The organism is Halovivax cerinus, assembly GCF_024498195.1.
GTDB classification, from domain to species: domain Archaea; phylum Halobacteriota; class Halobacteria; order Halobacteriales; family Natrialbaceae; genus Halovivax; species Halovivax cerinus.
Window position 1 is genome coordinate 312958 of record NZ_CP101824.1, and the last position, 20966, is coordinate 333923.

The following is a 20966-nucleotide window of genomic DNA, read 5'->3' on the forward strand; positions in this document are numbered from 1 at the left end:
TTGGACCGTCGCCTACGCGCTGTCGTTGAAGCGACGGTTCGTCGAGTAGGGGGCGTCACCGGGTTCGCCGCGGACGAAGTGGCCGGCGGGGTTGATCTCGCCGTCGCGCTCCATCGAGAGGAGTTCGACGAACCAGGCCTCGTGTTCGATCTCCTCCTGGAGGATCCGCGAGGCCATGTCGTACGTTCGCGGGTCGACGTCGCGGGTCATGTCACAGATCTCCGTCCAGGTTCTGATCGCACACCGTTCGGCTTCCAGTAGCACTTCGAGGACGTCCTCAGCGGTGAGAGTCGTGATGTCGAGTTGCCCGCTCTCGTCGTCGTAGGGGACGGGCAGTCCGGCGTCCGGACAGGACGCCCGATCCGCGAAGTCGCGGATGTCGTTGGGCAGGTGACCGCCGAGTTCGTACACCCGCGGCACGACGAGTTCGAAGTGCGCGCGGTCTTCGAGGCGGGCGTCCTCGGTGATCTCCTTGTAGTCCTCGTGTCCGGCGAGGTGCATCCGGAGGTTGGTGTAATAGTAGTACGTCGTGAACTCCGCGCCGATCGCGTCGATGAGTTTCTCGCGCAGTTCCTCGGGATCGAGACCGCGTTCGCGAAGCACGGCCATCCCGACCCGTTCGCTCGTATCGCCGGGACTGATCGAGCCCGAGGCGTGAGGTTTGTCGTCGGACATCGGTGTTCGGTCGTCCCACAACGCGACACTTAGATGGTAGACCGTCACGACGGAGACAGTCACACCGGCCTGGGTGTCGCGTCCGGTGATCGACGCCGTCGACACCGCTTCCGGCCGCCTCGCGTTCGACCCCTCACCCCGTACCGTAGACGCGGACCGACGTCGAGGCCGAGTCGTCCGGTGTTCGGACAACGAGCGTGACGGTGACGTCCTGCCTGACGGGATACGTCGAGTAGCCGAGGGTGACGGTGGACCGCCCGCCGTCCGGGACGTCCACCGCCGTCGAGCCGACGACCTCGCCGCCGACGACGAGTTCGACGGGACCGGACGCTGACCCGGAGCCGGTCGCGGAGACGGTCGCTGTGGTCGACAGCCACTGTCCGCCGGTCACGGGCGCGTTGGTTCCCGCGATCGAGACCGAGAGCGATCCGCGCTCGGAACCGCCGCTCGAGTCATCGGCGGTCACGTCGATCTCGCGCGTGACGGCGTCGTCCGAACACTCCACGCGGACCGGGAACGTGACGTCCTGCTCGACGGGGTACGTCTCGTACCCGAGCGCTATCGTCGTCGACTCGGTCCAGTCGAGCGTCACTGAGCGGCTGTCGACGACTTCGTCGCCGACGACGAGGCGGACGGCCTGCGTGTTCGGTCCGACCATCATCATGTCGCCGACGTTCGCGACCGAGACGGTCGCCTCGAACCGGTCGCCAGCGGTCACGGGGGCGTTCGTCTCGACGACATCGAGCGCGAACGGCTGGCGGACCGCCGGCCCGTCGCTGGTGGCGCCCGCTCCGAGACGGCCGTCCGCACAGACGGGGTACGCCACGGTCGGATAGCCGTACTCGATCCAGTGGGGCGTCTCCTCGAGCGAGAGGGTCGAAGAGTCCGATCCACCCTCGATCTCGTGGATCGCGACGACGGTGTAATTGCGTCCCTCGACCCAGACGAGGCGCTCGAGATCGGCTTCGTCGTCGATCGCGTCCGCGACGACCGCGACCGAATCGGAAACGCCGACCGTCTCGTCGGGACACGGCGTCGTCGAGAGCGTGTCGATCCGCGGGGGGTCGCGGCCGTCGTCGGCCACCGTCACCTCCCACTCGACGGTCGTCCCGTCGTGACTGGCGCGCAACGTGTAGGTTCCCCGCGATTCGAACCGGGCCGACCTGACGGCGGTTCCCGTGACGAAGGACAGATCCAGGAGAGGACCACCGGACAGTTCGTCGAGGTCCCAGTCGACGGCGGTCGGATCGACGCCGTCGGGAACGGCGACCTCGAACAGAACCGCCGAGTTCGGGGTTACGGTGAGCGGGTCGGGCGATCCCAGGCGTTCGATCGACCCCGACGGAGCCGACTCCGATCGGTCGGGCCCGACCGCCCCGACGCCGCCGACCCCCGCGGCGCCGATACACGATAGATAGGCTCTGCGTCGCATATCACCGACTCCAACGCGCAGCACCAATGGTTTTCGCAGTTGACAGCAACCGAGACGGTCACGACTCCGGATCCGTCACCGCGAAAGCGGTTCGTTGAAGAGGGATGAATCCCGTATCCCTACGTACACGGAGCGCCGATGGTCCAGTGGTAGGACATTAGCTTCCCAAGCTAATAGCCCGGGTTCAATTCCCGGTCGGCGCATCCTGCGAGGAACGGACGTGACGAGCGGATGCGCAATAAAGGGAATTGAACTACGGAAGACGCAGCGCGAACGGAGTGAGCGACCGTCTTCAGGTGGTTCAATTCCCGGTCGGCGCATACCGCCTCGAACGAACGTGAGAGGCGTGTCTGCGCTACGAAGGGAATTGAATCAGACCAGTCGCAGCCCGCGCAGCGAAGCGAGCAGGACCGTCTGGGCGTGGTTCAATTCCCGGTCGGCGCATCCTGCGAGGAACGGACGTGACGAGCGGATGCGCAATAAAGGGAATTGAACTACGGAAGACGCAGCGCGAACGGAGTGAGCGACCGTCTTCAGGTGGTTCAATTCCCGGTCGGCACACGGTCGTGAGGAGCGACGGTGACGGGAACCGTCGCAATCGAGTGGTGAACGAATCGCTCGGCGGCGGCGAGTCGCGTTCGCCTCCGGCGCCGCGACCGGTGAGCGTGGCGGTCCCGGCGACGACGGGCGGCGTTCGCCGCCGCGTATCGACTGGTTCGTGCGGGTCGCTACCGGCCCTGTCGAGGGGCCGATCGAGCGGGGACGTACTCACGACCCCAGCGCGTCCGCCGTCGCAGCCCGTATTTCGGAGACGTCGGCGTCGGTCTTGAACGTCGTCCCGCCGTAGTGGGCCGGCGTCGCTTCGTATCCGGCCGCGCGCAAGGTCGCCAGGAAGTCGTCCATAGCGTTGGCCGGGAGCGACCACTCCTTGCACAGGCGATGCTGGTCATAGTGATGGGGCACGTCGAGTTCACCAGCTACCGTCTCACACAGGTCGCGAGCGCGTTCCGCCGTCCCGAACGATTCCGGAATCCGATCGCGAACGGAGCGAACGAACTCGCGGTCTCGGTACGAATCGAGCCAGAGCGGCCCGGCGGTGAGGACCCGTTTCCCGCCACAGATCGGACACTGCTCGACCGGGTCGGCGATCAATCCCCGCGTGGCCGTCCGGAAGAGACAGTCCTCACAGTGATCGAGGAAGCCGAGCGCGTCGAGCGTCGAATCCGCCGCGCTCGCACGATGGTCCAGTTCGAGGAACGTCCGGACGTAGTGATTGCGCGCGTACGTACAGAGGGGCGTGACGCCCACGTCGTACCGCGCGGCAGTCCGTGCGAGCGCCGAGAGCAGGGTCCGAACGCCCATCTCCGCGTGGTACTCGGTGTTCCGGGGGACTGCCGAATACGATCGGATGCCGCTCTGGAGGTGCGCACCGCACAGCGGTGCCGTGTCCGTCGCCGTCACGCAGACCAGGTTGCGCGCGTTCGCGAACGCCGCGTCGGCGAAGGGCATCGGCGTACCGTACGGATCGAGGTCGATCACGTCGAGCGCTGAATCCATATCCCGGCCGCACCCGTACATGAACGCGTTCGCGTCCTCGCGGACGACCGAGAACGACTCCTCGACGCCGTTCCGTGACGCGTTTTCGCGAGCGAGCGAGACGGCACGCTCGTCCCTGTCGACGCCCGTCGCCTCCCAGCCGTCGGCCGCCGCACGAATCCCCCGAACGCCGCTGGCGGTCATCGCGTCGAGGTACGTCCGAGCGCGCGACTCGCGCTCCTCTCGAAACGTCCGCAGGAGTGCGATCGTCAGATCGCGGTTCAGTTCCTGACCCGGATTGTAGAACACCGGTGCCTCGACGCCCTCGGTCGACTCGGCCGGAACGTCGAGTTCGATCCCGCCCTCCGATACACGCATACCGGCGCTCGGACCGCCCGGGCGAAAAACGCCCCGGTTCGACCATCCCAAACCGATTTTACACCGTGGGCCAGATGCTCTGGTGTGACCGAGCGGAATCCGGTCGATCGCTGGCACGCCGACCTCGCCGAGGCCGGCGAGCTCACACCGGACCTCGTCGAACGCATCTCGCGACTCCACGGCGACCGCGGCGTCCGCGCCATCGAGGCCGTCGCCGAGCGTCGGGTAAAATCCTATCGCGATTTCACCGTCGTCGTCGGACACGAAGACGAGTACGTCGTCGAAGACGGCGCGTGCACCTGTAAGGACGCCAGGTACAACCTGAACTCGGACGATCCCACCGACCGGTGCTGGCACGTACTCGCCGTGAGTATCGCTCGCCGAATCGGACACGTCGACGTCCACGACATGTGGTACTCGGACGTCCGTGAATTTCTGTGACGAACGTCGCCGCGCCGTCGATCGTCACTCCGGAAGGCCAGAGATCCGTGAGAACTGTTCGTACGCGAGTTCGATCGTCTCGATCGCCATCCCCTGGTTGGTACTGACGAGGTCCGGACCGCGCCACATCGTCGGATAGGCGCGTTTGAACTCCCAGCCCCAGACGCGATCCCCCTTGAAACCGTTCTGGAGCTTCACGACGACGTTCTTTCGGGTAACGTTCCCGCTCATGACATCCTGGATCCACTCCCAGAACCCGACGTCGGTCGTCATCCCGCGCTGTAACACGAGATCGGCGTGCGCGAAGGTCCCCGGAAGCGTGTGCACGTGATCGTTGACTCCCCCTTCACGGTACGTCACCGTCTCGAGTTGCATCGTGATCCCCGAGACTTCGGCGAAGCCCGCGACGGACTCCCCGTCGACTTGTACCTCGAAGTTGTACTGCGAATAGGGGTTGTCGTCTGCCGTGTAGGGTTGGTCTGCCATTGTGTTCGTCTCAGTAACCGCGTGCGGACCGGCCCGTCACTCCCCCTCGAACGAGTTCTGGAGGATGACTCCCTCGCCGGTACCGTCGATGAACGAACCCCGCGTCGACGCTGCGCCGCTGGAGTCGTCCGACCGTGCCACGTCGACGGGTTCGTTCATGCGTTCGTTGATCTCGCTAATCTCCTCACACCACCGGCGACGCTCCCAGTGCGGTAACGAGAGGACCGTCTCGTGGCTCCAGCCGAAGTGGTACGCCACGAACGCTACCTCTTCGAAGACCGTGTCTGGATCGGTCACCCCCATCACTCGCTCGCGTTTCCCGCTTCGACCTCCGCGGCACCGTCCAGATGGGCGTCTCCGTCGGCACCATCGCCGTCCGACTCTGCCGCTGCGGAACCGTCCGGTGTCTCGACCAGCACCGCACCCGTCTCGACCTCGACGTCGAACCGCTCACCACAGTCGGGACAGGCCGTCACGACGGCGTTTCGGCCCCGATTGTTGACCCGTTCGTACATCGACTGCAGGTACTCCAGATCGGCGACGAACAGGTTCTCGATGACGTCGGCGTCGACGGTCTCGAGCGTCCCCAGTTCGGTCACGACGCGGGCGAGCAAGGTGATCGTCAGGTACGAGGAGTTGGACTGGACCTGCGCGTCCGACAGCGGTCGAATCTCGTCGGCCGCCGTCGCGAGTCGCATACGCCCCTCCCGGTGGAGGGTGCCCTCGTCGTCGACGTATCCCTGTGGAAGGGTGAACTCGAACTCTGTCTGGAGTGTGTTGTCGGTCATGGATGGGTCCCCACGTAGGTAGCCGTCATCCGGACGGCGTTCGACTCGACGAACGAGCCACGCGTCCCGGTGTGAAGGTACCCGTCACCGTCGAGGCGCCACGTCCGGTCGAGACCGTGACGAGAGATGGCGAACGATCCGAGTGCCTCACGCGATCCGGTCATACGTTTTTGCGCTTCATCTCCTCGAACTCGACGGTGTACGTTTCGACGGCGATGGCGTTCTGGCCACCGCCAGCCTGTGCGTTCAGCGTCGGCGGGTCGTACTTTCGGATCCAGGCGTTCGTGAACTCGAACCGGATGACCGACGTTCCGGCCTGGTCCTTGAGGACGACGGCGATGTTCTTTCGCGCTTTTTCGCCGTCGCCCTCCTCGACCGCCTTTCGCCACTCGTCGAGACGTTTGTTGTCCTCTTCTGCACCGCGTGCGAGTACGAGTGGCGAGTACCGCGTGTCACCGAAGAGCTTGCGTGCGTGCTTGGCCTCGTCTCCTTCACGGTAGTCGAGCTGGTCGGTCTCCTGCGTGGGTAGCTGTACCTCGAGGAATCCAGGGACGTCGACGCCATCGAGTTCGACGGTGAATTCCGTACTTGGTAGCGGTCCGTGTTCTGGCATGTGTTATGGTACTGGTGGAAGTGGTTGCTGGTGGCTGTTCAGGCGTCGCCGGTGTCCTGGCTGATGCGGAAGATGACGAACTCGGCTGGCTTGACCGGTGCGACGCCGATCTCGACGATGAGACGTCCATTGTCGATGTCGTCTTCGGTCATCGTCTCCTCGCCACAGCGGACGTAGAAGGCCTCGTCGGCCGTCGACCCCTGCAGGCCACCCTCACGCCAGACGGTCGTCAGGAAGTTCTCGACCGACTGCCGAATGCGCGCCCACAGGTCCTGGTCGTTCGGTTCGAAGACCGACCACTGCGTCCCCTCGTCGATGGACTGTTCGATGAACAGGAACAGGCGGCGGACGTTGAGATACTTCCACTCGGGATCGCTCGAGGTCGTCCGAGCACCCCAGACACGGATGCCACGGCCCTGGAAGCTACGGATGCAGTTGATCCCCTTCGGGTTGAGGACGTCCTGTTCGCCCTTGGTGATGTCGTGCTGGAGACCGACGACACCCCGCACGGTCTCGTTCGCTGGCGCCTTGTGCACGCCGTGCTGGGCGTCGCTACGAGCGTAGATGCCGGCGATGTGACCACCCGGAGGCGCGAGTTTCTCGCGGTTGGTGACCGGGTCGAGAACGGAGAGCCACGGATAGTAGTAAGCAGCGTACGAAGAGTCGACGGGCGTCTCTATCTCCTGAACCGGACCCGGGTTCTGCTCGGCCTGCAGGACGGCGAATCGGTCACCCATGTTCTCACAGTGAGCGACGATCGCGTCCGTCAGCCCCTGAACGTCGTTCTCGTCGGGGACGCAGACGATCGAGATGTCGTCGAGCGCCGTGAACGCTGCCAGACCGGTTCGCAAGCCGGGCTGGTCGATACCCTCGTAATCGGAGAGGGTCACGTCGCCCTCGGCGTCGGGCTTCGTCGGTTCCTCGGTGACGACCTCGACGTCGACGTCGACCTCGCCCGAACGGATATCGTCGAGTTGTGTGATGAGATCGTCCTTCGAGGGGTTGCCTTCCGTCTCGAACGGCCGAGCGATCCCCTTGAGGTCGTTGTACTTGAGGTCGTCGAGGTTGTCGGGGATGTAAACGACCGTCTCGTCCCCCTCCGTCTGTACGAGACCACCGTCGGCCGCTGCCGTCGGCGTGTTTCGGTGCAACCAGGTGAGACCGGGTACCGGTCGACCGTCCTCGACGTACTCGACGTCGACGAGAACGGAGCTCGTGAGCTGTTTCTCGTAGAACTGGCTCGACTTCGGATCGGCGCTGAGGCCATCGAAGACCTCCTCGACGTCCGGCGCCGGTTCGGGCCGTGCCGATTCTGGCTGGCTGACTTCCTCGAGTTCACCCGACCAGTACCGCACGACGATGTCGAACTGGTCGCCTCGCTGACCGTCACGTACGATGACGGCCACCGACGATCCCCAGGATCCTGGACCGTTCGCTTCGACGTTCATGACGTCCGTCTGGCCGTCGTCGACCAGGGACGCCACCGCGACGTCGTTCGGATCTGCCGTCGTGACGCGGCCGACGTAACAGCGCCCGCCGCCGTTCTTGAAGTACCCATCCAGCGCGACGTCGAGGTGAGAGTGCTTCGGGCTCGACCCGTAGATGCGCTCGAACTCGGTGTAACTCGTGACGAGTTGGGGTTCGACCGGACCGCGGTGAGTCTGACCGAGGAAACCAGCCGTACTCGTACTGACTCCTTCGACCGACTTGCTTCCACCGTTGACCTCTTCGACGTAGACGCCGGGGGCTTGATATTCTGGCATTTCAGGTTACCTCCTAAATTTGAGTCCCTGTAGACGGGTTTTTATTGTGAGTTGGTATAAATCTTTCTGCTGTCATTCAAGCTCACATTATTAAATAATCGGGGTATTGAACCACTATGTGTGAAATATATAGCCCGATATTTCGAATATAATAATTCCAGGGTCGGTGAATGAGGGAGGAATCGAAACCGGCCCAGGGTCCGACCACGAGAAACACACTGACAGATCGGGTTCGACACGGGAACTCGAAACCCCCGGACGAACCGCACGAGGGAACTACGGTGACGGAAAACTGCGGTGAGATGGTGGGCGACCGCTAAGAGTGGCCACGCAGCACGCGGTAAAATCCCCCGACGGGATCGCTAGTCCTCCGGGACGACGTCGACCAGGACCTGAATCGAATCGGCAGCCTCGCTGACCTGATCGTGTGCGTCGATCAACTCGAGCAGTGGTTCGTCCGACTCGAGCGCCGACTGGAGTCTGGTAACTGACTTGAGATATCGTTCGAGGCTCTCTTCCGTCGTCACGTCCTCGAGCGGTTCGCCGAGTTGAATAAGCAGGTCGAGCAATCGGTCGAGTTGCTCACGGTACGTCTGTTCTCGGTCCTCGGACGACCTGAGGTCTTCACGGGAGAGTTCGGCGATGTCCCGGGCGATTCTCGCACCGTCGCCGGTGTGTGGTTCGAGTCGAGTGCTCAGGTCCGTGAAGAAACGAACCCGGTCCTTGATGGTCTTTCTGAGCGCGTAGGTGACGAACGTCTTCCGTTCTCGCTGCAGGGCGGTGACCGACTCCTCCAGCGTGGCGAGTCGCTGTGCGACCCCCTCGATGCCGTCCGGCGGCTTCTCGGGTTCCTCCCTGACCGGGGTTCGGTGCGGATTCTCGTCGTCAGTGACGTGCTGGACGAGAAGTGAGAACAAGAGCGCGGGATCGTACACGAATGGTCGGCCAGGCCGCTCGGCCAGCGCCTCCCACTCGCCGTTCGGGGTCCGTTCGAACGAGCCGAGATAGACCGCCGGGTCAGCCTCGTCATCTGGTTCGCTCCGGTGTTCGTCGTGATACGCCTCGACGAGGCGTCTGGCGACGGTCTCGACGTCGTCGTCGGGACGAACCAGCGAGCGATCGATCGAGTGGACGGGTATCTCGCCGTCTGGTGGCGTCTCCCGGTGGGTGACCTCGAACACTTCGACGGTGCGGTTCGCCACGGCGTCGCTGTCGACGGCACCGTCGGTGTCCGCGACCGGGACGGTCTCGACGGCTACCTCGCTGTACTGGATGAAGAGGTGAACCTCGTCCGTCGACGGGAGGGGAAGCGACTTCGTCGTCACCTGTTCGACGACGACCGGCCGCCCGCGTCCGTCGATGGCGAGTCCCGGGTCGACGGTCACGTCGAGTCCATCCGGGGTTTCGGAGACGTCTCGAACGGTCAGTCCGCAGACGATCCCCGTTCCACCGAGGTACCGCGTGAGCGTCTGTAACCGTTCGGCGTGGTACGTCTGTTCTGCCTCCATGTCGCGGGGAGTCATGAGTTTCCCCTTGAAGAATCGATTCTTCTCGAACTGGGAGAATCCGGTCGTCTCTGCTTTCGTATAGTCCGCGTCCGGAGTCATGGCACTGTCGTGGATATATAATATAATCACAACAGTATAAAATACCCGATGTGCGCGTGGACGGCGGATCTGCCGATCTGTCACAAACTGCTTGCACGCTGTCCGTCCGTTCGATTCGAACTGGCCGTCGAATACTACCAGGGGCCCGGCCGATACGAGACGGACGATTATTATACGAACGGGCCCGTAGATATAGTATGAAAGAAGGTGCATTTTATATCGGTCGTGTGGTATCGATGCGCTGGACGACGGGGCCGAACGGCCGATGAGAGCCAGCATCGACACCGAATCTGCGGACCGCATCACCGTCACCGTCGTCGACAACGCCGACGATCGACACCGGATTACCGTAGAACGGGGCGGCGATGTCGTGAATCACCAGTGTGACAGGGACGGCCCGACGAGTGCCGAACCGTCGGCAGAGGATGCCGTCCGCGCCGACCGCAGCATCAGATTCGCGAAATACTATTGCTATCGCACGCGTTCCGTCGACACCCTCGATCCGTACGGGACGGACCGGCTCACGTATCCCGAACGACTGGTTGCGACGACACTCTGGATCGCATCGATGGAGCCGCCGACGGTGACGGAACACTTCCCGTCGCTCTACCGGCTCTACGGCCCCGCCGACGACATCGACGAGGATACCGTACCGCCGCCGGACGTGGACGACGAGTGGATCGGGATCGACCAGCCAGTGTTCCTGGACGTCGAGCCGGATCGACTCCGGACGCTCCTCGATACGACGATCGAACTCGAGGCCCTGGGTGCGCTCCGCCACCTGCTCGATCGGTATCCGGACCGGCGTGGCGACACGCTGGCCGCCCGACTCACAGCTATCCTCGGAACACGACAGACTCCGAGGCCGTCGGACGAGTCGGCTCCTGATCGGTACGACCCGTTCGTCACGACGGCACCGCTCGATATCCGCCGACCCGACGACACCTCGAAAACCGTCCAAACAGACGACGGCGAAGCCGAAACAGCACCCGGCCTCCTCGCGGCACGAATCCAGTTCGATCGTGACGTCCGACCAGTCACCTCGCCGGCCGCGCTGCAGCGTCGACTCTTCGATCACCTCCGCTGTCAACTCCGGGACTGTTACGTGGGGATGGGGCTGGCACCGCCACGCGACGTGCGCGTCCGCGGACCGGGAATCGCCTGGTTCGCGCGTTCGTACGACCGTGAACCGACGACGCAGCGGTATCACGATCCGGACGCGATCGTCGACTGGACGGCGCTGGCTCCGATCCCACGATTCTAGCCCTGGCGGCTCGACCGGCCAGATGGGGGCAGGCGATAGTGGGCTGGTGCAGCGATACCGGGGACAGACACACGGCGACTGGAACGCGACCGCGATACCGGCGATTGCTCGGGTAAACGGTACGTACTAAGTGGTCGCCCACGAGAGATGGCGCCATGCACACGTTACTCCTCTCTGACGAGGACGTGGACGGTTACGCCGACATGCCGTCGGTGATCCAGGCGCTCGAAGACGCGTTCGCCGCCTACGAGCGTGGTGACGCACAGATGCCCGCGAAGTCGTACGTCGACTTGCCCCAGTACAACGGCGACTTCCGTTCGATGCCCGCGTACCTCGCGACCGACGGGTGGGACGCCGCCGGGCTGAAGTGGGTCAACGTCCACCCCGACAACCCGGACGACCACGGCCTCCCGACCGTCATGGGAACGATGATCTACTCCGACCCGGAGACGGCCTACCCGCTCGCGATCATGGACGGCACGGAGCTGACGATGAAGCGCACCGGTGCGGCCGCCGCCGTCGCGACCGACCACCTCGCCGTCGCGGACGCCACCTCGCTGGGAATCGTCGGTGCCGGCGTCCAGGCCTACACGCAACTCGAGGCGATCAGCGAGATCCGCCCCATCGAGGAGGTCGTCGTCAGCGACCTCGACGACGAACGCGTCGAGCGCTTCGTCGACACGTTCGCGGACGAGTTCGACATCCGCGGCGGTTCGATCTCGGAGGCCGGCCACTGTGACGTCCTCTCGACGGTGACGCCCGTCGAGAACCCCATCGTCGGGGCCGACGACGTCGGCGAGACCACCCACGTCAACGCGATGGGCGCCGACGCCGAGGGCAAGCACGAACTCGCCGACGAGCTCTTACTCGGCGCGACGATCGTCATCGACGACCACGAACAGTGTACCCACTCCGGCGAAATCAACGTTCCCTACCACGACGGGACGCTCGGCGACGACGACATCTACGGTGAGATCGGCGAGATCGTCGTCGGCGACCGGGACGGGCGTACCGCCGACACCGGCGTGACGGTCTTCGACTCGACCGGCCTCGCCATCCAGGACGTCGCCGCCGCCCACGTCGTCTACGAGGAGGCGAGCGACGCCGACGGCGGCAGTCCGTTCGACCTCGTCGGCGCCGGAAACTGATCGTCGCGACGCGACAGCGATTACGACGACACGACGTTGCTATCGACGACGCAGTTCTGTGACGCTTCGGCGTCTCTCGTCCCCGATCGGTTCGCTCACGAGGGTTCGACCTCGACCGCAATGTCGCCACACGCCGTACAGATCCCCTCGAAGACGCCCGTCTCGCGGTTCAACTCGAGGTCCTGTAGGGTTTCTTTCCCGCACGTCGGGCACGCACGCTGGTACTGGATCTCCCGGCTCCCTCGCGGTGCGCCGAGGGCGAGCACCGTCGCTCGCTCGTCGTCGACGTTGCGGGCGAGCTGGAACTCGTCGGGGGCGAAGCGAATCGCCTCGCCGGCCCGGACGGCGACGTCGCCGTCTTCGGTCTCGAACGTCACCGTCCCGCCCGTGACGACGAAGACCTCCTCCTGGTCGCGGTGGCGGTGGTAGTCCAGCCCGAGTTGCCCGTCGGGTTCGATCTCGGCGTAGTTGATCGCGAGGTGATCGGTATCGAGGGGATTCGAGAGGCGACGGTACACGTCCGCTTCGGCGATCGACGGCCCCGTACGGTCGTCCCGGATGTCTACTTTCTCCATGACGTCTGCGGTATCGGAGGCCAGGTGAATAAATCTGGACGGCCGAGACGGTCGGTTCCAGTCGCCCGGCCGGTGGGACGCGCTCATCGGTCCCGTACTCGTCGGGGGATCGACGCCGTCATCCGAAGTTCGGGGCAGTACTGGGCGATCGGCTCGGCCTCCGGTTCCGGGAGTTCGTTGGCTGCAAACAGCGTGTTCTCGGAGAGCGTGACCGCCGTCGATTGCAGCGGCCACGGGGCGTGGGTGACCTCGCCCCCGAAGACGGTCCGATCACGCCGTCGTCTCCCCCGCCGATTTCGCCGGCGACTCCGTCTGGCGGACCGACCGGGAGCGAAGAACCGGCGCCGGTCGGTCAGCCACGCCGCTCGCGTCCCAGGCTCCGCGAACGCGATCGCGTCGTCGGGTTCGTAGGTCACGGCGAACCGGGCCTCGGAACCGACCGGCGCATCGTCGCGCGACCGGCTACCGAGGCCGGTCGTCACGTCGCGCGTGCTCGCGAACGAGACGGTATTACCGCCGTCCGGAGCCGTACCCTCCGTTCGCGAGACGTGCATCCGGGCGCAGCGGACCGGCACGTGAGTGACGCGGCCGAAGATGGACGCGAGCGCGGCGCTATCGACGTCGACGCCGAATAGGTACAGCCCCGGCTCGCCGCGGTAGGCGACGTAGGTCTGAACGGTGATCGCCGCCGTCGTGTACCGTAGGAATCGTGGTGTGTACCGGAGGCCGGCGTTCGACGCGACGAACGGGACGACGCTCATCCAGGCTCGATCCTCTCGGGTGTCGAGGGTCAGGGGGGCAGGAACGTGCGGCCGCAGGACGTCGGGATCGATCGGCCAGTGGAGGAAGAGGCCGTCGCGCCAGGTGAGCGTTAAGGGGGTCGACAACCGGCCGAGAACACCGTCGACACTCACCTGGGATCGGTCCGTCTCGCGTATCGAATCACCGCGGCTCATGGCCGTGTTCCGACGACGACGGGTAAATAGGCGGGTTCAGTGACCCGTGACCGTCACGCCTCGCTGGATTCCAGTTCGAGGGAGTAGACGAGCGTCGGATACGCCTCGCAACCGATCTCGTGCGTCGTCTCGTCGGTCACCTCGAACCCTCTCGCCCGGTAGAAAACGTGGCCGATCTCGTTGCCCTCGAGCATCTCCAGCCTGAGCGTCTCTATCGACGCTGGCAAGAGCGAGATACCGTGATCGAGCAGCGCCGTCCCGGCCCCCTGGCCCCAGCAGTCGGGCTCGACGTAGATCGCCTTCAGATCGGCCTCGTTCTCGCCGACGAAGGCCTTCGTCTCGACGTCGCCCCACCGGAAGTCCGCGAAGCCCCGGGTTTCGCCCGCCTCGTCCTCGGCGAGCAGGACGCCCTGTCGGTTCGCGGCCAATTCGCGCGTCCACGCGGCGACCGCCTCGTCGTCGGGGTCGGCCGTCATTCGGTCGAGGACCTCCTCCGGAAGTAAGCCGGCGTACGCCTCGCGCCAGGCGCGAGCCTGAATCTCGAACAGGCGACGCGTGTCGGTTCGGTCCTCGAACTGGCGGACGTGCATGGGTGTCGATTACTCGTACTAGACTGATATAAACGGTGATGAACTCTCTACAGGTGATTCTGTCTCCAACGTGGTGGGCAGTACAGTGCCTGTTGGCATCACTCTGTTCGTGCAGTCTGGCCCGGGAACCACTGACTGGCTACCGCACCGGGTTCGCCACGGGGAGCAGCCCCGAGGAGATTATTCGGCGAAGGAGGACGACGATACCGTTCTCCAGGCCGTTGGCGAAGACCGCCTGCTCGTGTGATTCGTCGCGGTCGTCGTCCGGGTAGAACGAACTGACCAGTAACGTCGTACGGTCGACCAACAACAGGCGGCTGATCGCAACCTCGTCGTCGCTCGCGGGCCCCAGGAGCCAGTCCAGTTCGGTTTCGAACACCTTCACGGATGGCATCTCGGTATCGAGCTTGCCGATGATCGCGTCCGTTTCGCCACCGATGATCACGTCGACGCCGCGATCGACCGCGTCGTGGAGCCGGTCGTACAACGCCTCCGTCAGAAGTTCCTCCTCGACGACCAGCAAGACGATCTCCGAGTCCGCGTCCGCCAGCAGATTGTGCGTCCGAGCCTCGATGCCATCGTGGCCGGACAGCGCCCAGACCTCCTGCATTCGATCGCTGTCGGCGGTCGGCGGTTGGGAATCGAGCGCTTCGAGGTGTGACCGAAGGGTGTCGATCCGCGCGTCGTACTGCTGACGCAAGATCGCGGTTGCCTCCTCGATGCTGACCGCGCGAAACTGCTGGGGGTTCGAGTGTTGTACCTGGACCAGCCCCTTCGACTCCAGCACTCGAACGGAGTCGTACACCCGGGTCCGAGGAACCTCCGAGATCTCGCTGATTTCCTTGGCGGTCCCCGCCGAGAGTTGGGTTAATGCCAGGAAACTCCACGCCTCGTACTCCTTCAGCCCGAGGCCCTGCAGCAGACTCACCGTCTCGGCTTTACGTTCTTGAGCTGTCATCAGGTGGTCCGATCATGGTCGGTTGGTTGAGAGGGGTAATTCACGTTCAGTCGGGAATGAGGTTGCGCAGAGGCCGGTTCATGGGGGTACGGCCGTCCCCCCCGGGTAGTTCGTCTTCGTGGTCGGCCATCACCCGGAGTAACGGCGCGTTCTCGTCGAAGTTGGGCCCCCGCCGAATCGTGTGGGTGTCTGCATCCCACGCGATATAGCCTGCCTCGGCGAGTTTGGGCAGGTGCATATGATAGAGGGCCGTGCGAATCTCGGCGAGGCTGGCGTCGTCGACGACGTCCGGGTCGTTGTCGGTCTGCCAGGCGGCAACCCGAGTGGCGAGACGGTCGAAGGAGACTGGAGGCTCCTGTTCGGCGAGGTAGTACAGGACGTCCCGACGAACGGAGTCTATCAATGTACTGATGGAATTGATTGCCGCCTCGGTTGACTCGGCCATACTCTGGCGAGAAGGTGCTAACGGATAAGGGCTTTTTCCAATATAATTGTTATATTTGGAAAATACAACCCTAACCAGGTATCTGTGGACATATTGAAGCCCGAACGTGGGACAGAGGCCCATAAACGTGGCTTAATTTGAAATTTCCAAGCGGTTCCCCGGCTACCCTTGATCGGTGACCGACCCGTCGTCGCTGTCGTCGTCCTGATCCGCGTCGGGCCCCATCCGTGGATAGAAGTGGTCCCACGACTGGACCCGCGTCTCGGAGATAATCTCGGAGCTGTTGATCGTCATGCCCAAGCCAGCCAGTTCGTTGCGGATCTCTTCGATCTCCCTGACCGAGCCGGCGACGATCTCGACGTGGACATTCCGTTCGCCCCCGAGCAAATCGCGGGTGTTCACAACACCGCGAACGTCGAGGACCTGTTCGGCCAGCGTGTCCAGCTCATTCGGATCGACCGTGCAAACGAACATGACGTGGAGGGGGTAGCCCGCTTCCTCGTAGTTGATCTCGGGGTAATAGCCCCGGATCACGCCCTTCCCTTCGAGGTTGTCGAGGCGATTCCGGACCGTCGTTGAGGTCACATCCACCTTCTCGGCGATCTCCGTATCGGTCTGGCGGGCGTCGAGCTGGAGTTGGTGCAGGATGCTCCGGTCCACGTCGTCGAGTAGGTCGTCGTCCATACGGTGTCCTTGGACGGGACGACTCAAAAGTCCGCATGGGCCCTTCACTGGCATAAATTGAAGCAGTCTGTCCGATAACTCCGCACACCTACTTACCACTTGTTTCAACAGGAAGAGGGACCAAACTACTGCGTTCAGCAAGACTCACGGCACCAGTTTTACCGGAGGCGTCCATCGGTCGCGTTCGGCCCGTCCGAGACAGCCGAGTAGGTGACTGAAACCCCTTGGCGGTGCTGTGATCGGCACTTACTCCGCGATTTCGATGCCGTCGACGCGTTCGGCGTTGCTCATTCGCTCACCTCGCCAGCAGTGAGACCGGGAGGTTTCACGACGGACAGCGGACGCGTTGGGACGAAATCTTCTCAACTCGAGGCGTCCGCTCCGGCGGCCCTGATCACCCCATCCAACCGGATGAGCGCCTGACTGACCGCGTTCTCCGTATCGAATCGGAACCGTTGCGGACTGGACCCATCGACGCGTTCGACGATCCCCAGGTTCGCGAGCAAATCGATGTGGCGATTGACGGATTGGCGACTCACGTTTGCCATGTCGGCGAGTTCGGTCTGGTTGAACTCCCGGTGTGGCGGAAGGTCGAGCATCGCGTCGATCATCGCACACACGCTGTCGTTCTTCGTCAGGGCTCGCCACCCCGACGGGTACGCTTCTCGAAACGGGACATCGGACTCGGTGGACGTGTTTTGCGGGGCGGCTGTGCGTTCACTCATGGTGTCGTGGGGGCACGTGCGAAGTCGTCCGCTGGTATCGACAGCGTGGGTGTGATCGCCGTGCCGTTGGCTATTCGACGGAACGAGAGGTGTTAAACCTGATGGAAAAGGTTGTAACTTGAATGTTACACGGGTCACTCGAACGACGATGCTTCATATACCATGACACAACCAGAGTGGGTTGGATATCCTACTGTCTCCAACTCGGAAGTCGGACTCGGAGATCAAATGCAACTTGCTCTGGAAACTCTGTCGGCGACACGGGTGGAGTACGCCCATCTCTCGAGCCAATCTCGTGACCGGGGCGGTGGAGAGTAGCGAACAGGGGCGGGGAAAGCAACTCGTAGCGGAGCTCGTGGACGAACCCTACATTTCGTACCAGCGCGGGACAGGGTATCGGATCGAGAATAGTCCCGACGCCCAGGCGTACGCCGCGTTTCGACTCAGGGAGACCTGCGGGTATTCGACACTTCAGATCGAGAGCACCCTCTCCCGATTCGAACAGGCTGGCGGGTTCGATAGGTACGACCGCGACGCCGTGTTCGCGACTGACGACGAGTGGTAAGACCAATCGCCGCGACGGACTACGCGTCGATCGGCTCCGTCCTCACTCACTCCACGATGTCGATGCCCGGCCGACCGGGTTCGGCGTTTTTCACCGTTCCCTCGTCGGCTTCGTCGGCGTCCAGTACCGTCACGGGCGCGTCGAACTCGCGCTCGATCAGCCACGCCGCGGACTCCAGCGCCTCGCGTTCGGCGTCGGGATCCAGCGTCTCCCGGAGCGCCTCGCGTTCGGCCTGCAAGTCCTGGCCGTAGTCCGCGGCGGCGTCGCCCTGCTCGCGGATGTGGTCGTGGCCCATCAGTTCGCCGATCAGGTTGGACGCGTCGCTCTCGATGGCGATCTCGAGGGCGTCGTACTTCCAGTCGGGCGCGACGACGACGTCGATCCGCTCGGGGTCCTCGAGGCCGGCCACCTCGACGATGTCGCGAACGTCCTCGCGTGTGTTCTCGACCAGGCGGCGTCGATCCTCGACCCGCTCGCGGTCGACCGCGGCCGTCGGCCACTCGGCGTCGACGACGAAGCCGTCGCGACCGAGTTCGTCCCACAGCTCCTCGGCGAGGTGAGGCGCGACGGGCGCCAGCAGGCGCACGACCGCCGAGAGGCCGCGCTCGAACGTGTCCGGGTCGGGTTCGGTGTAGTCGGCGTACTGGCGCAGCGTCCGCACCAGGTCCTGGGTCTCGCGCAGCGCTCGGTTGTACCGGAGTTCGTCGTACTCCTCGCCCGCGATGGCGATCGTCGCGTCGATCTCACCGTCGACGTAGCTCGAAACGGCGTCGGCCTCCCCGTTGGGCGGGTCTGCGACGAAATCCGCCACCGCCTCCTGCAGTCGCGTCAAGAACGCGTACGTCGAGCGGACGCCCTCCTCGCTCCAGTCGAAGGCAGTGTCGGGCTGGGCGGCCTGCATCATGAACAGGCGGGCCGTGTCGGCGCCGTACTCGTCGACGATACGCTGGGGTGAGACGGTGTTGCCCTTCGACTTCGACATCTTCGAGCCCTCCAGTTGCACCATCCCCTGCGCGAGCAGGTTGTCGAACGGTTCGCGGAACGTGAGGCCCTCGTGGTCGGCGAGCACCTTCGTGAAGAAGCGCGAGTACAGCAGGTGCATCACGGCGTGCTCGATGCCGCCGACGTACTGGTCGACGGGCAGCCAGTCGTTGGCCCGCTCGACGTCGAACGGCGCCTCGTCGAGGTCGGGCGAGACGTACCGCAGGAAGTACCACGAGGAGTCGACGAAGGTGTCCATCGTGTCCGTCTCGCGCGTTGCAGGTCCACCGCAGTCCGGACAGGTCGTCTCCGTCCACTCGTCGGCGGCGTCGAGTGGGTTGCCGGTCGTGTTGATGAACTCGGGCAACTCGACCGGCAGGTCCTCGTCGGGTACCGTGACCGCGCCGCAGTCCTCGCAGTGGACGACGGGGATCGGCGTCCCCCAGTACCGCTGGCGGGAGATGCCCCAGTCACGTAGCTGGTACTGCGCCGTGTGCTCGGCGCTCTCGATGTCAGCGGTCAGGCGCTCGCGAGCCGTCTCGCTATCCAGGCCGCTGTACTCGCCGGAGTCGACGAGGACGCCGTCGTCGGTGAAGGCTCCCTCGCTCACGTCGGGCGCGTCAGGGTTCGGCTCGCCGTCGGAATCCTCCGGTTCCGGCGCGATAACGGGTCGGATCTCGACGCCCATCTTCTCGGCGAAGGCGTGGTCACGGTCGTCGTGGCCGGGGACGCCCATCAGCGCGCCCGTCCCGACGTCCGAGAGGACGAAGTCGGCGACGAAGACCGGGATCTCCTCGCCGGTCGCCGGGTTCGTCGCGGTCAGGTCCGTCGCGACACCGTTGGGCTCGTCACCGTCGGGGTCGGCCTCGTGCTCGACGAAGTGGCGAACGTCTTCGTCTTCCTCGGCGAGGTTTTCGCTGATCGGGTGATCCGGCGCGAGCGCGAAGAACGTCGCGCCGTAGATGGTGTCGACGCGGGTGGTGAAGGCCTCGACGGGGCCGTGACCAGAAATATCGAACTCCAGTTCCGTCCCGTACTGCCGGCCGATCCAGTTGCGCTGCATCTGGCGGACCGAGTTCGGCCAGCCGTCCAGGTCGTCGATCGCCTCCAGCAGTTCGTCGGCGTACTCGGTGATCTTCAGGAACCACTGCTCCAGCTCGCGCGTCTCGACGGGCGTGTCACACCGCCAGCACAGTTCGGCTTCCCCCTCGACTTGCTCGTCGGCGAGCACGGTCTCGCAGTGGGGGCACCAGTTGACCTCGGCTGCGCGGCGGTCGACCAGCCCCTCGTCGTAGAATCGGGAGAAGAGCCACTGGTTCCACCGATAGTACTCGGGGACACAGGTCGTGACCTCCCGGTCCCAGTCGAAGCCCAGGCCGATCGACTCCATCTGGTCGCGCATGCGGTCGATGCAGTCGAACGTCCAGTCCCGCGGGTTCGTATCGCGCTCCTTCGCCGCGTTCTCGGCCGGCAAGCCGAAGGCGTCCCACCCCATCGGGTGCAGGACGTCGTCGCCACGCATCCGGCGGTACCGGGCGTAGGCGTCCGTGATCGTGTAGTTCCGAACGTGACCCATGTGGAGTTCGCCCGAGGGATACGGATACATTCCGAGGACGTACGTCGGATCGTCGACGTCGTCCGGTGTCCGATACACGTCCGCATCGTCCCACGCGTCCCGCCACCGCCGCTCGACGGACGCGTGGTCGTAGCCCTCGTCGCTCATCAGTATCTACACGTCGAGTGACGGGCGACCCTATAGCTTTCCATGCAGGTGCCTCCCCGTGATCGGAGAACCGCCGATCGGCGTCGGGGCAGGAGGTCCGACGGATCGATCGACGCAACGCTCAGCTGATGTCGATCTCGTGGCCGCCGCCCTCGCCACCGGAGAGTTTCGGAAGGGTCACGGTCAGGATGCCGTTGTTGTACGTGGCTTCGACGCCGTCCTCCTCGACCGGTTCGGGGATTCGGATCCGTCGGTTGATCGATCGCTGCGTCCGCTCGCGACGGATGTAGTCGCCGTCCTCGTAGGTCTCGGAGCCGCTCCGGCTGGCCTCGAGGCGCAGCGCGCCGTCGACCAGCCGGAGATCGACGTCGTCCGTGTCGTAGCCCGGCAGGTCGGCGGTGACGACGTACTCGTCGCCGGTATCGGCGACGTCCACGCCGATCGTTCCGGGAACGGTCAGCCCGCTCTCGCCGGCCATCGTGTCCTCGAACTGGTTGCTGAGGCGATCGAACAGCTCCTCCAGGTCGTCGAACGGGTTTCGGCGCATACGTGACACTAAGGCGCCGAACGGAGATAAGTACTGCCCACGGCGCTCGAACGTACCGGACGAAGCCCGAACGGAACGGCCGTTCG

At 64.4% G+C, this 20966-nt stretch carries 23 protein-coding genes and 1 tRNA gene; 5 read left to right on the top strand and 19 right to left on the bottom strand.

Translation table 11 applies throughout. The annotated features are described in order from the left end of the window. Nucleotides 1–12 precede the first annotated feature (12 nt). Both dps and NO366_RS01585 read right to left on the bottom strand, forming a co-directional pair. On the bottom strand, nt 13–675 hold the full coding sequence (gene dps / locus NO366_RS01580) for a DNA protection during starvation protein (RefSeq protein ID WP_256532564.1): 663 nt from the start codon (nt 673–675) through the stop codon (nt 13–15). A 133-nt stretch (nt 676–808) separates the two neighbouring features. Then, a complete protein-coding gene (locus NO366_RS01585; protein WP_256532565.1) occupies nt 809–2107 on the bottom strand; it encodes a hypothetical protein in 1299 nt (432 codons plus the stop codon). A 132-nt stretch (nt 2108–2239) separates the two neighbouring features. On the opposite strand from NO366_RS01585, the gene NO366_RS01590 reads away from it, so the two are divergent. Next, nucleotides 2240–2310: transfer RNA gene (locus tag NO366_RS01590), tRNA-Gly, on the top strand. A gap of 565 nt (nt 2311–2875) precedes the next feature. Here the strand turns inward: NO366_RS01590 and NO366_RS01595 are convergent. Next, on the bottom strand, nt 2876–4021 hold the full coding sequence (locus NO366_RS01595; RefSeq protein ID WP_256532566.1) for a tRNA (guanine(26)-N(2))-dimethyltransferase: 1146 nt from the start codon (nt 4019–4021) through the stop codon (nt 2876–2878). Nucleotides 4022–4105: 84 nt separating this feature from the next. Here NO366_RS01595 and NO366_RS01600 point away from each other — a divergent pair, with 84 nt between their 5' ends. After that, nucleotides 4106–4462, top strand: coding sequence for a hypothetical protein (locus NO366_RS01600; protein ID WP_256532567.1), 357 nt, complete (start codon nt 4106–4108; stop codon nt 4460–4462). A 24-nt stretch (nt 4463–4486) separates the two neighbouring features. Here the strand turns inward: NO366_RS01600 and cis5 are convergent, their stop codons facing one another. From cis5 to cis13, 7 genes are all read right to left on the bottom strand, one after another. Beyond that, on the bottom strand, nt 4487–4948 hold the full coding sequence (cis5, locus tag NO366_RS01605; protein WP_256532568.1) for a CIS5 family contractile injection system inner tube adaptor: 462 nt from the start codon (nt 4946–4948) through the stop codon (nt 4487–4489). A 36-nt stretch (nt 4949–4984) separates the two neighbouring features. Next, complete coding sequence (locus NO366_RS01610; RefSeq protein ID WP_382274837.1) at nt 4985–5251, bottom strand: DUF6760 family protein; 267 nt, start codon at nt 5249–5251, stop codon at nt 4985–4987. Then, nucleotides 5251–5736: a hypothetical protein gene (locus NO366_RS01615; RefSeq protein WP_256532570.1), complete on the bottom strand. Its 486-nt coding sequence runs from the start codon at nt 5734–5736 to the stop codon at nt 5251–5253. Before NO366_RS01615 ends, NO366_RS01610 begins: the two co-directional genes overlap by 1 nt. After that, entirely contained in the window at nt 5733–5900 is a 168-nt protein-coding gene (locus NO366_RS01620; RefSeq protein ID WP_256532571.1) for a hypothetical protein, read from the bottom strand. The genes NO366_RS01615 and NO366_RS01620 overlap by 4 nt, the downstream gene beginning before the upstream one ends. Beyond that, nucleotides 5897–6349, bottom strand: a complete 453-nt coding sequence (gene cis1 / locus NO366_RS01625) for a CIS1 family contractile injection system inner tube protein (RefSeq protein WP_256532572.1) — start codon at nt 6347–6349, stop codon at nt 5897–5899. Before cis1 ends, NO366_RS01620 begins: the two co-directional genes overlap by 4 nt. Before the next feature lie 38 nt (nt 6350–6387). Next, nucleotides 6388–8112 carry a phage tail sheath family protein gene (locus NO366_RS01630; RefSeq protein WP_256532573.1) on the bottom strand — a complete coding sequence of 575 codons (1725 nt, stop codon included), beginning with the start codon at nt 8110–8112 and terminating at the stop codon, nt 6388–6390. A 362-nt stretch (nt 8113–8474) separates the two neighbouring features. Further along, nucleotides 8475–9719: a CIS13 family contractile injection system protein gene (gene cis13, locus NO366_RS01635; RefSeq protein ID WP_256532574.1), complete on the bottom strand. Its 1245-nt coding sequence runs from the start codon at nt 9717–9719 to the stop codon at nt 8475–8477. 265 nt (nt 9720–9984) lie between these two features. On the opposite strand from cis13, the gene NO366_RS01640 reads away from it, so the two are divergent. After that, entirely contained in the window at nt 9985–10983 is a 999-nt protein-coding gene (locus NO366_RS01640) for a DUF7958 family protein (RefSeq protein ID WP_256532575.1), read from the top strand. Between the two features lie 155 nt (nt 10984–11138). Beyond that, entirely contained in the window at nt 11139–12131 is a 993-nt protein-coding gene (locus tag NO366_RS01645) for an ornithine cyclodeaminase family protein (protein ID WP_256532576.1), read from the top strand. Between the two features lie 95 nt (nt 12132–12226). Here NO366_RS01645 and NO366_RS01650 read toward each other — a convergent pair whose 3' ends face one another. The 7 genes from NO366_RS01650 to NO366_RS01680 all read right to left on the bottom strand — a co-directional run bounded on the left by NO366_RS01650 (nt 12227) and on the right by NO366_RS01680 (nt 17064). Continuing rightward, nucleotides 12227–12706 (bottom strand): cupin domain-containing protein, encoded by a 480-nt coding sequence (locus tag NO366_RS01650; protein WP_256532577.1) that lies wholly within the window; start codon nt 12704–12706, stop codon nt 12227–12229. Nucleotides 12707–12789: 83 nt separating this feature from the next. Then, entirely contained in the window at nt 12790–13662 is an 873-nt protein-coding gene (locus NO366_RS01655; protein ID WP_256532578.1) for a YqjF family protein, read from the bottom strand. A 53-nt stretch (nt 13663–13715) separates the two neighbouring features. Next, on the bottom strand, nt 13716–14252 hold the full coding sequence (locus NO366_RS01660; protein WP_256532579.1) for a GNAT family N-acetyltransferase: 537 nt from the start codon (nt 14250–14252) through the stop codon (nt 13716–13718). Nucleotides 14253–14391: 139 nt separating this feature from the next. After that, nucleotides 14392–15210: a TrmB family transcriptional regulator gene (locus NO366_RS01665; RefSeq protein ID WP_256532580.1), complete on the bottom strand. Its 819-nt coding sequence runs from the start codon at nt 15208–15210 to the stop codon at nt 14392–14394. Nucleotides 15211–15256: 46 nt separating this feature from the next. Beyond that, nucleotides 15257–15655, bottom strand: coding sequence for a DUF7344 domain-containing protein (locus NO366_RS01670; protein ID WP_256532581.1), 399 nt, complete (start codon nt 15653–15655; stop codon nt 15257–15259). Nucleotides 15656–15817: 162 nt separating this feature from the next. Continuing rightward, nucleotides 15818–16339 carry an Lrp/AsnC family transcriptional regulator gene (locus NO366_RS01675; RefSeq protein WP_256532582.1) on the bottom strand — a complete coding sequence of 174 codons (522 nt, stop codon included), beginning with the start codon at nt 16337–16339 and terminating at the stop codon, nt 15818–15820. A gap of 362 nt (nt 16340–16701) precedes the next feature. Continuing rightward, a complete protein-coding gene (locus NO366_RS01680) occupies nt 16702–17064 on the bottom strand; it encodes a MarR family transcriptional regulator (protein WP_256532583.1) in 363 nt (120 codons plus the stop codon). A gap of 307 nt (nt 17065–17371) precedes the next feature. On the opposite strand from NO366_RS01680, the gene NO366_RS01685 reads away from it, so the two are divergent. Then, nucleotides 17372–17629 carry a hypothetical protein gene (locus NO366_RS01685; protein ID WP_256532584.1) on the top strand — a complete coding sequence of 86 codons (258 nt, stop codon included), beginning with the start codon at nt 17372–17374 and terminating at the stop codon, nt 17627–17629. A gap of 46 nt (nt 17630–17675) precedes the next feature. On the opposite strand, the gene leuS is transcribed toward NO366_RS01685, so the two are convergent. Together leuS and NO366_RS01695 are read right to left on the bottom strand one after the other, a co-directional pair. Beyond that, nucleotides 17676–20333, bottom strand: coding sequence for a leucine--tRNA ligase (gene leuS / locus NO366_RS01690; RefSeq protein ID WP_256532585.1), 2658 nt, complete (start codon nt 20331–20333; stop codon nt 17676–17678). Between the two features lie 121 nt (nt 20334–20454). Then, the gene (locus tag NO366_RS01695) at nt 20455–20880 is read right to left on the bottom strand and encodes an Hsp20/alpha crystallin family protein (RefSeq protein ID WP_256532586.1); all 426 of its coding nucleotides are present in this window, start codon (nt 20878–20880) and stop codon (nt 20455–20457) included. Nucleotides 20881–20966 lie beyond the last annotated feature (86 nt).

Coding starts and splice junctions, on each gene's coding strand:
- NO366_RS01660 (WP_256532579.1), bottom strand. CDS start 14,252: ATGCACGTCCGCCAGTTCGAGGACCGAACCGACACGCGTCGCCTGTTC.
- NO366_RS01665 (WP_256532580.1), bottom strand. CDS start 15,210: ATGACAGCTCAAGAACGTAAAGCCGAGACGGTGAGTCTGCTGCAGGGC.
- cis5 (WP_256532568.1), bottom strand. CDS start 4,948: ATGGCAGACCAACCCTACACGGCAGACGACAACCCCTATTCGCAGTAC.
- NO366_RS01640 (WP_256532575.1), top strand. CDS start 9,985: ATGAGAGCCAGCATCGACACCGAATCTGCGGACCGCATCACCGTCACC.
- NO366_RS01610 (WP_382274837.1), bottom strand. CDS start 5,251: ATGGGGGTGACCGATCCAGACACGGTCTTCGAAGAGGTAGCGTTCGTG.
- NO366_RS01650 (WP_256532577.1), bottom strand. CDS start 12,706: ATGGAGAAAGTAGACATCCGGGACGACCGTACGGGGCCGTCGATCGCC.
- leuS (WP_256532585.1), bottom strand. CDS start 20,333: ATGAGCGACGAGGGCTACGACCACGCGTCCGTCGAGCGGCGGTGGCGG.
- NO366_RS01680 (WP_256532583.1), bottom strand. CDS start 17,064: ATGAGTGAACGCACAGCCGCCCCGCAAAACACGTCCACCGAGTCCGAT.
- NO366_RS01595 (WP_256532566.1), bottom strand. CDS start 4,021: ATGCGTGTATCGGAGGGCGGGATCGAACTCGACGTTCCGGCCGAGTCG.
- dps (WP_256532564.1), bottom strand. CDS start 675: ATGTCCGACGACAAACCTCACGCCTCGGGCTCGATCAGTCCCGGCGAT.
- NO366_RS01675 (WP_256532582.1), bottom strand. CDS start 16,339: ATGGACGACGACCTACTCGACGACGTGGACCGGAGCATCCTGCACCAA.
- cis1 (WP_256532572.1), bottom strand. CDS start 6,349: ATGCCAGAACACGGACCGCTACCAAGTACGGAATTCACCGTCGAACTC.
- NO366_RS01670 (WP_256532581.1), bottom strand. CDS start 15,655: ATGGCCGAGTCAACCGAGGCGGCAATCAATTCCATCAGTACATTGATA.
- NO366_RS01615 (WP_256532570.1), bottom strand. CDS start 5,736: ATGACCGACAACACACTCCAGACAGAGTTCGAGTTCACCCTTCCACAG.
- cis13 (WP_256532574.1), bottom strand. CDS start 9,719: ATGACTCCGGACGCGGACTATACGAAAGCAGAGACGACCGGATTCTCC.
- NO366_RS01620 (WP_256532571.1), bottom strand. CDS start 5,900: ATGACCGGATCGCGTGAGGCACTCGGATCGTTCGCCATCTCTCGTCAC.
- NO366_RS01630 (WP_256532573.1), bottom strand. CDS start 8,112: ATGCCAGAATATCAAGCCCCCGGCGTCTACGTCGAAGAGGTCAACGGT.
- NO366_RS01585 (WP_256532565.1), bottom strand. CDS start 2,107: ATGCGACGCAGAGCCTATCTATCGTGTATCGGCGCCGCGGGGGTCGGC.
- NO366_RS01645 (WP_256532576.1), top strand. CDS start 11,139: ATGCACACGTTACTCCTCTCTGACGAGGACGTGGACGGTTACGCCGAC.
- NO366_RS01695 (WP_256532586.1), bottom strand. CDS start 20,880: ATGCGCCGAAACCCGTTCGACGACCTGGAGGAGCTGTTCGATCGCCTC.
- NO366_RS01655 (WP_256532578.1), bottom strand. CDS start 13,662: ATGAGCCGCGGTGATTCGATACGCGAGACGGACCGATCCCAGGTGAGT.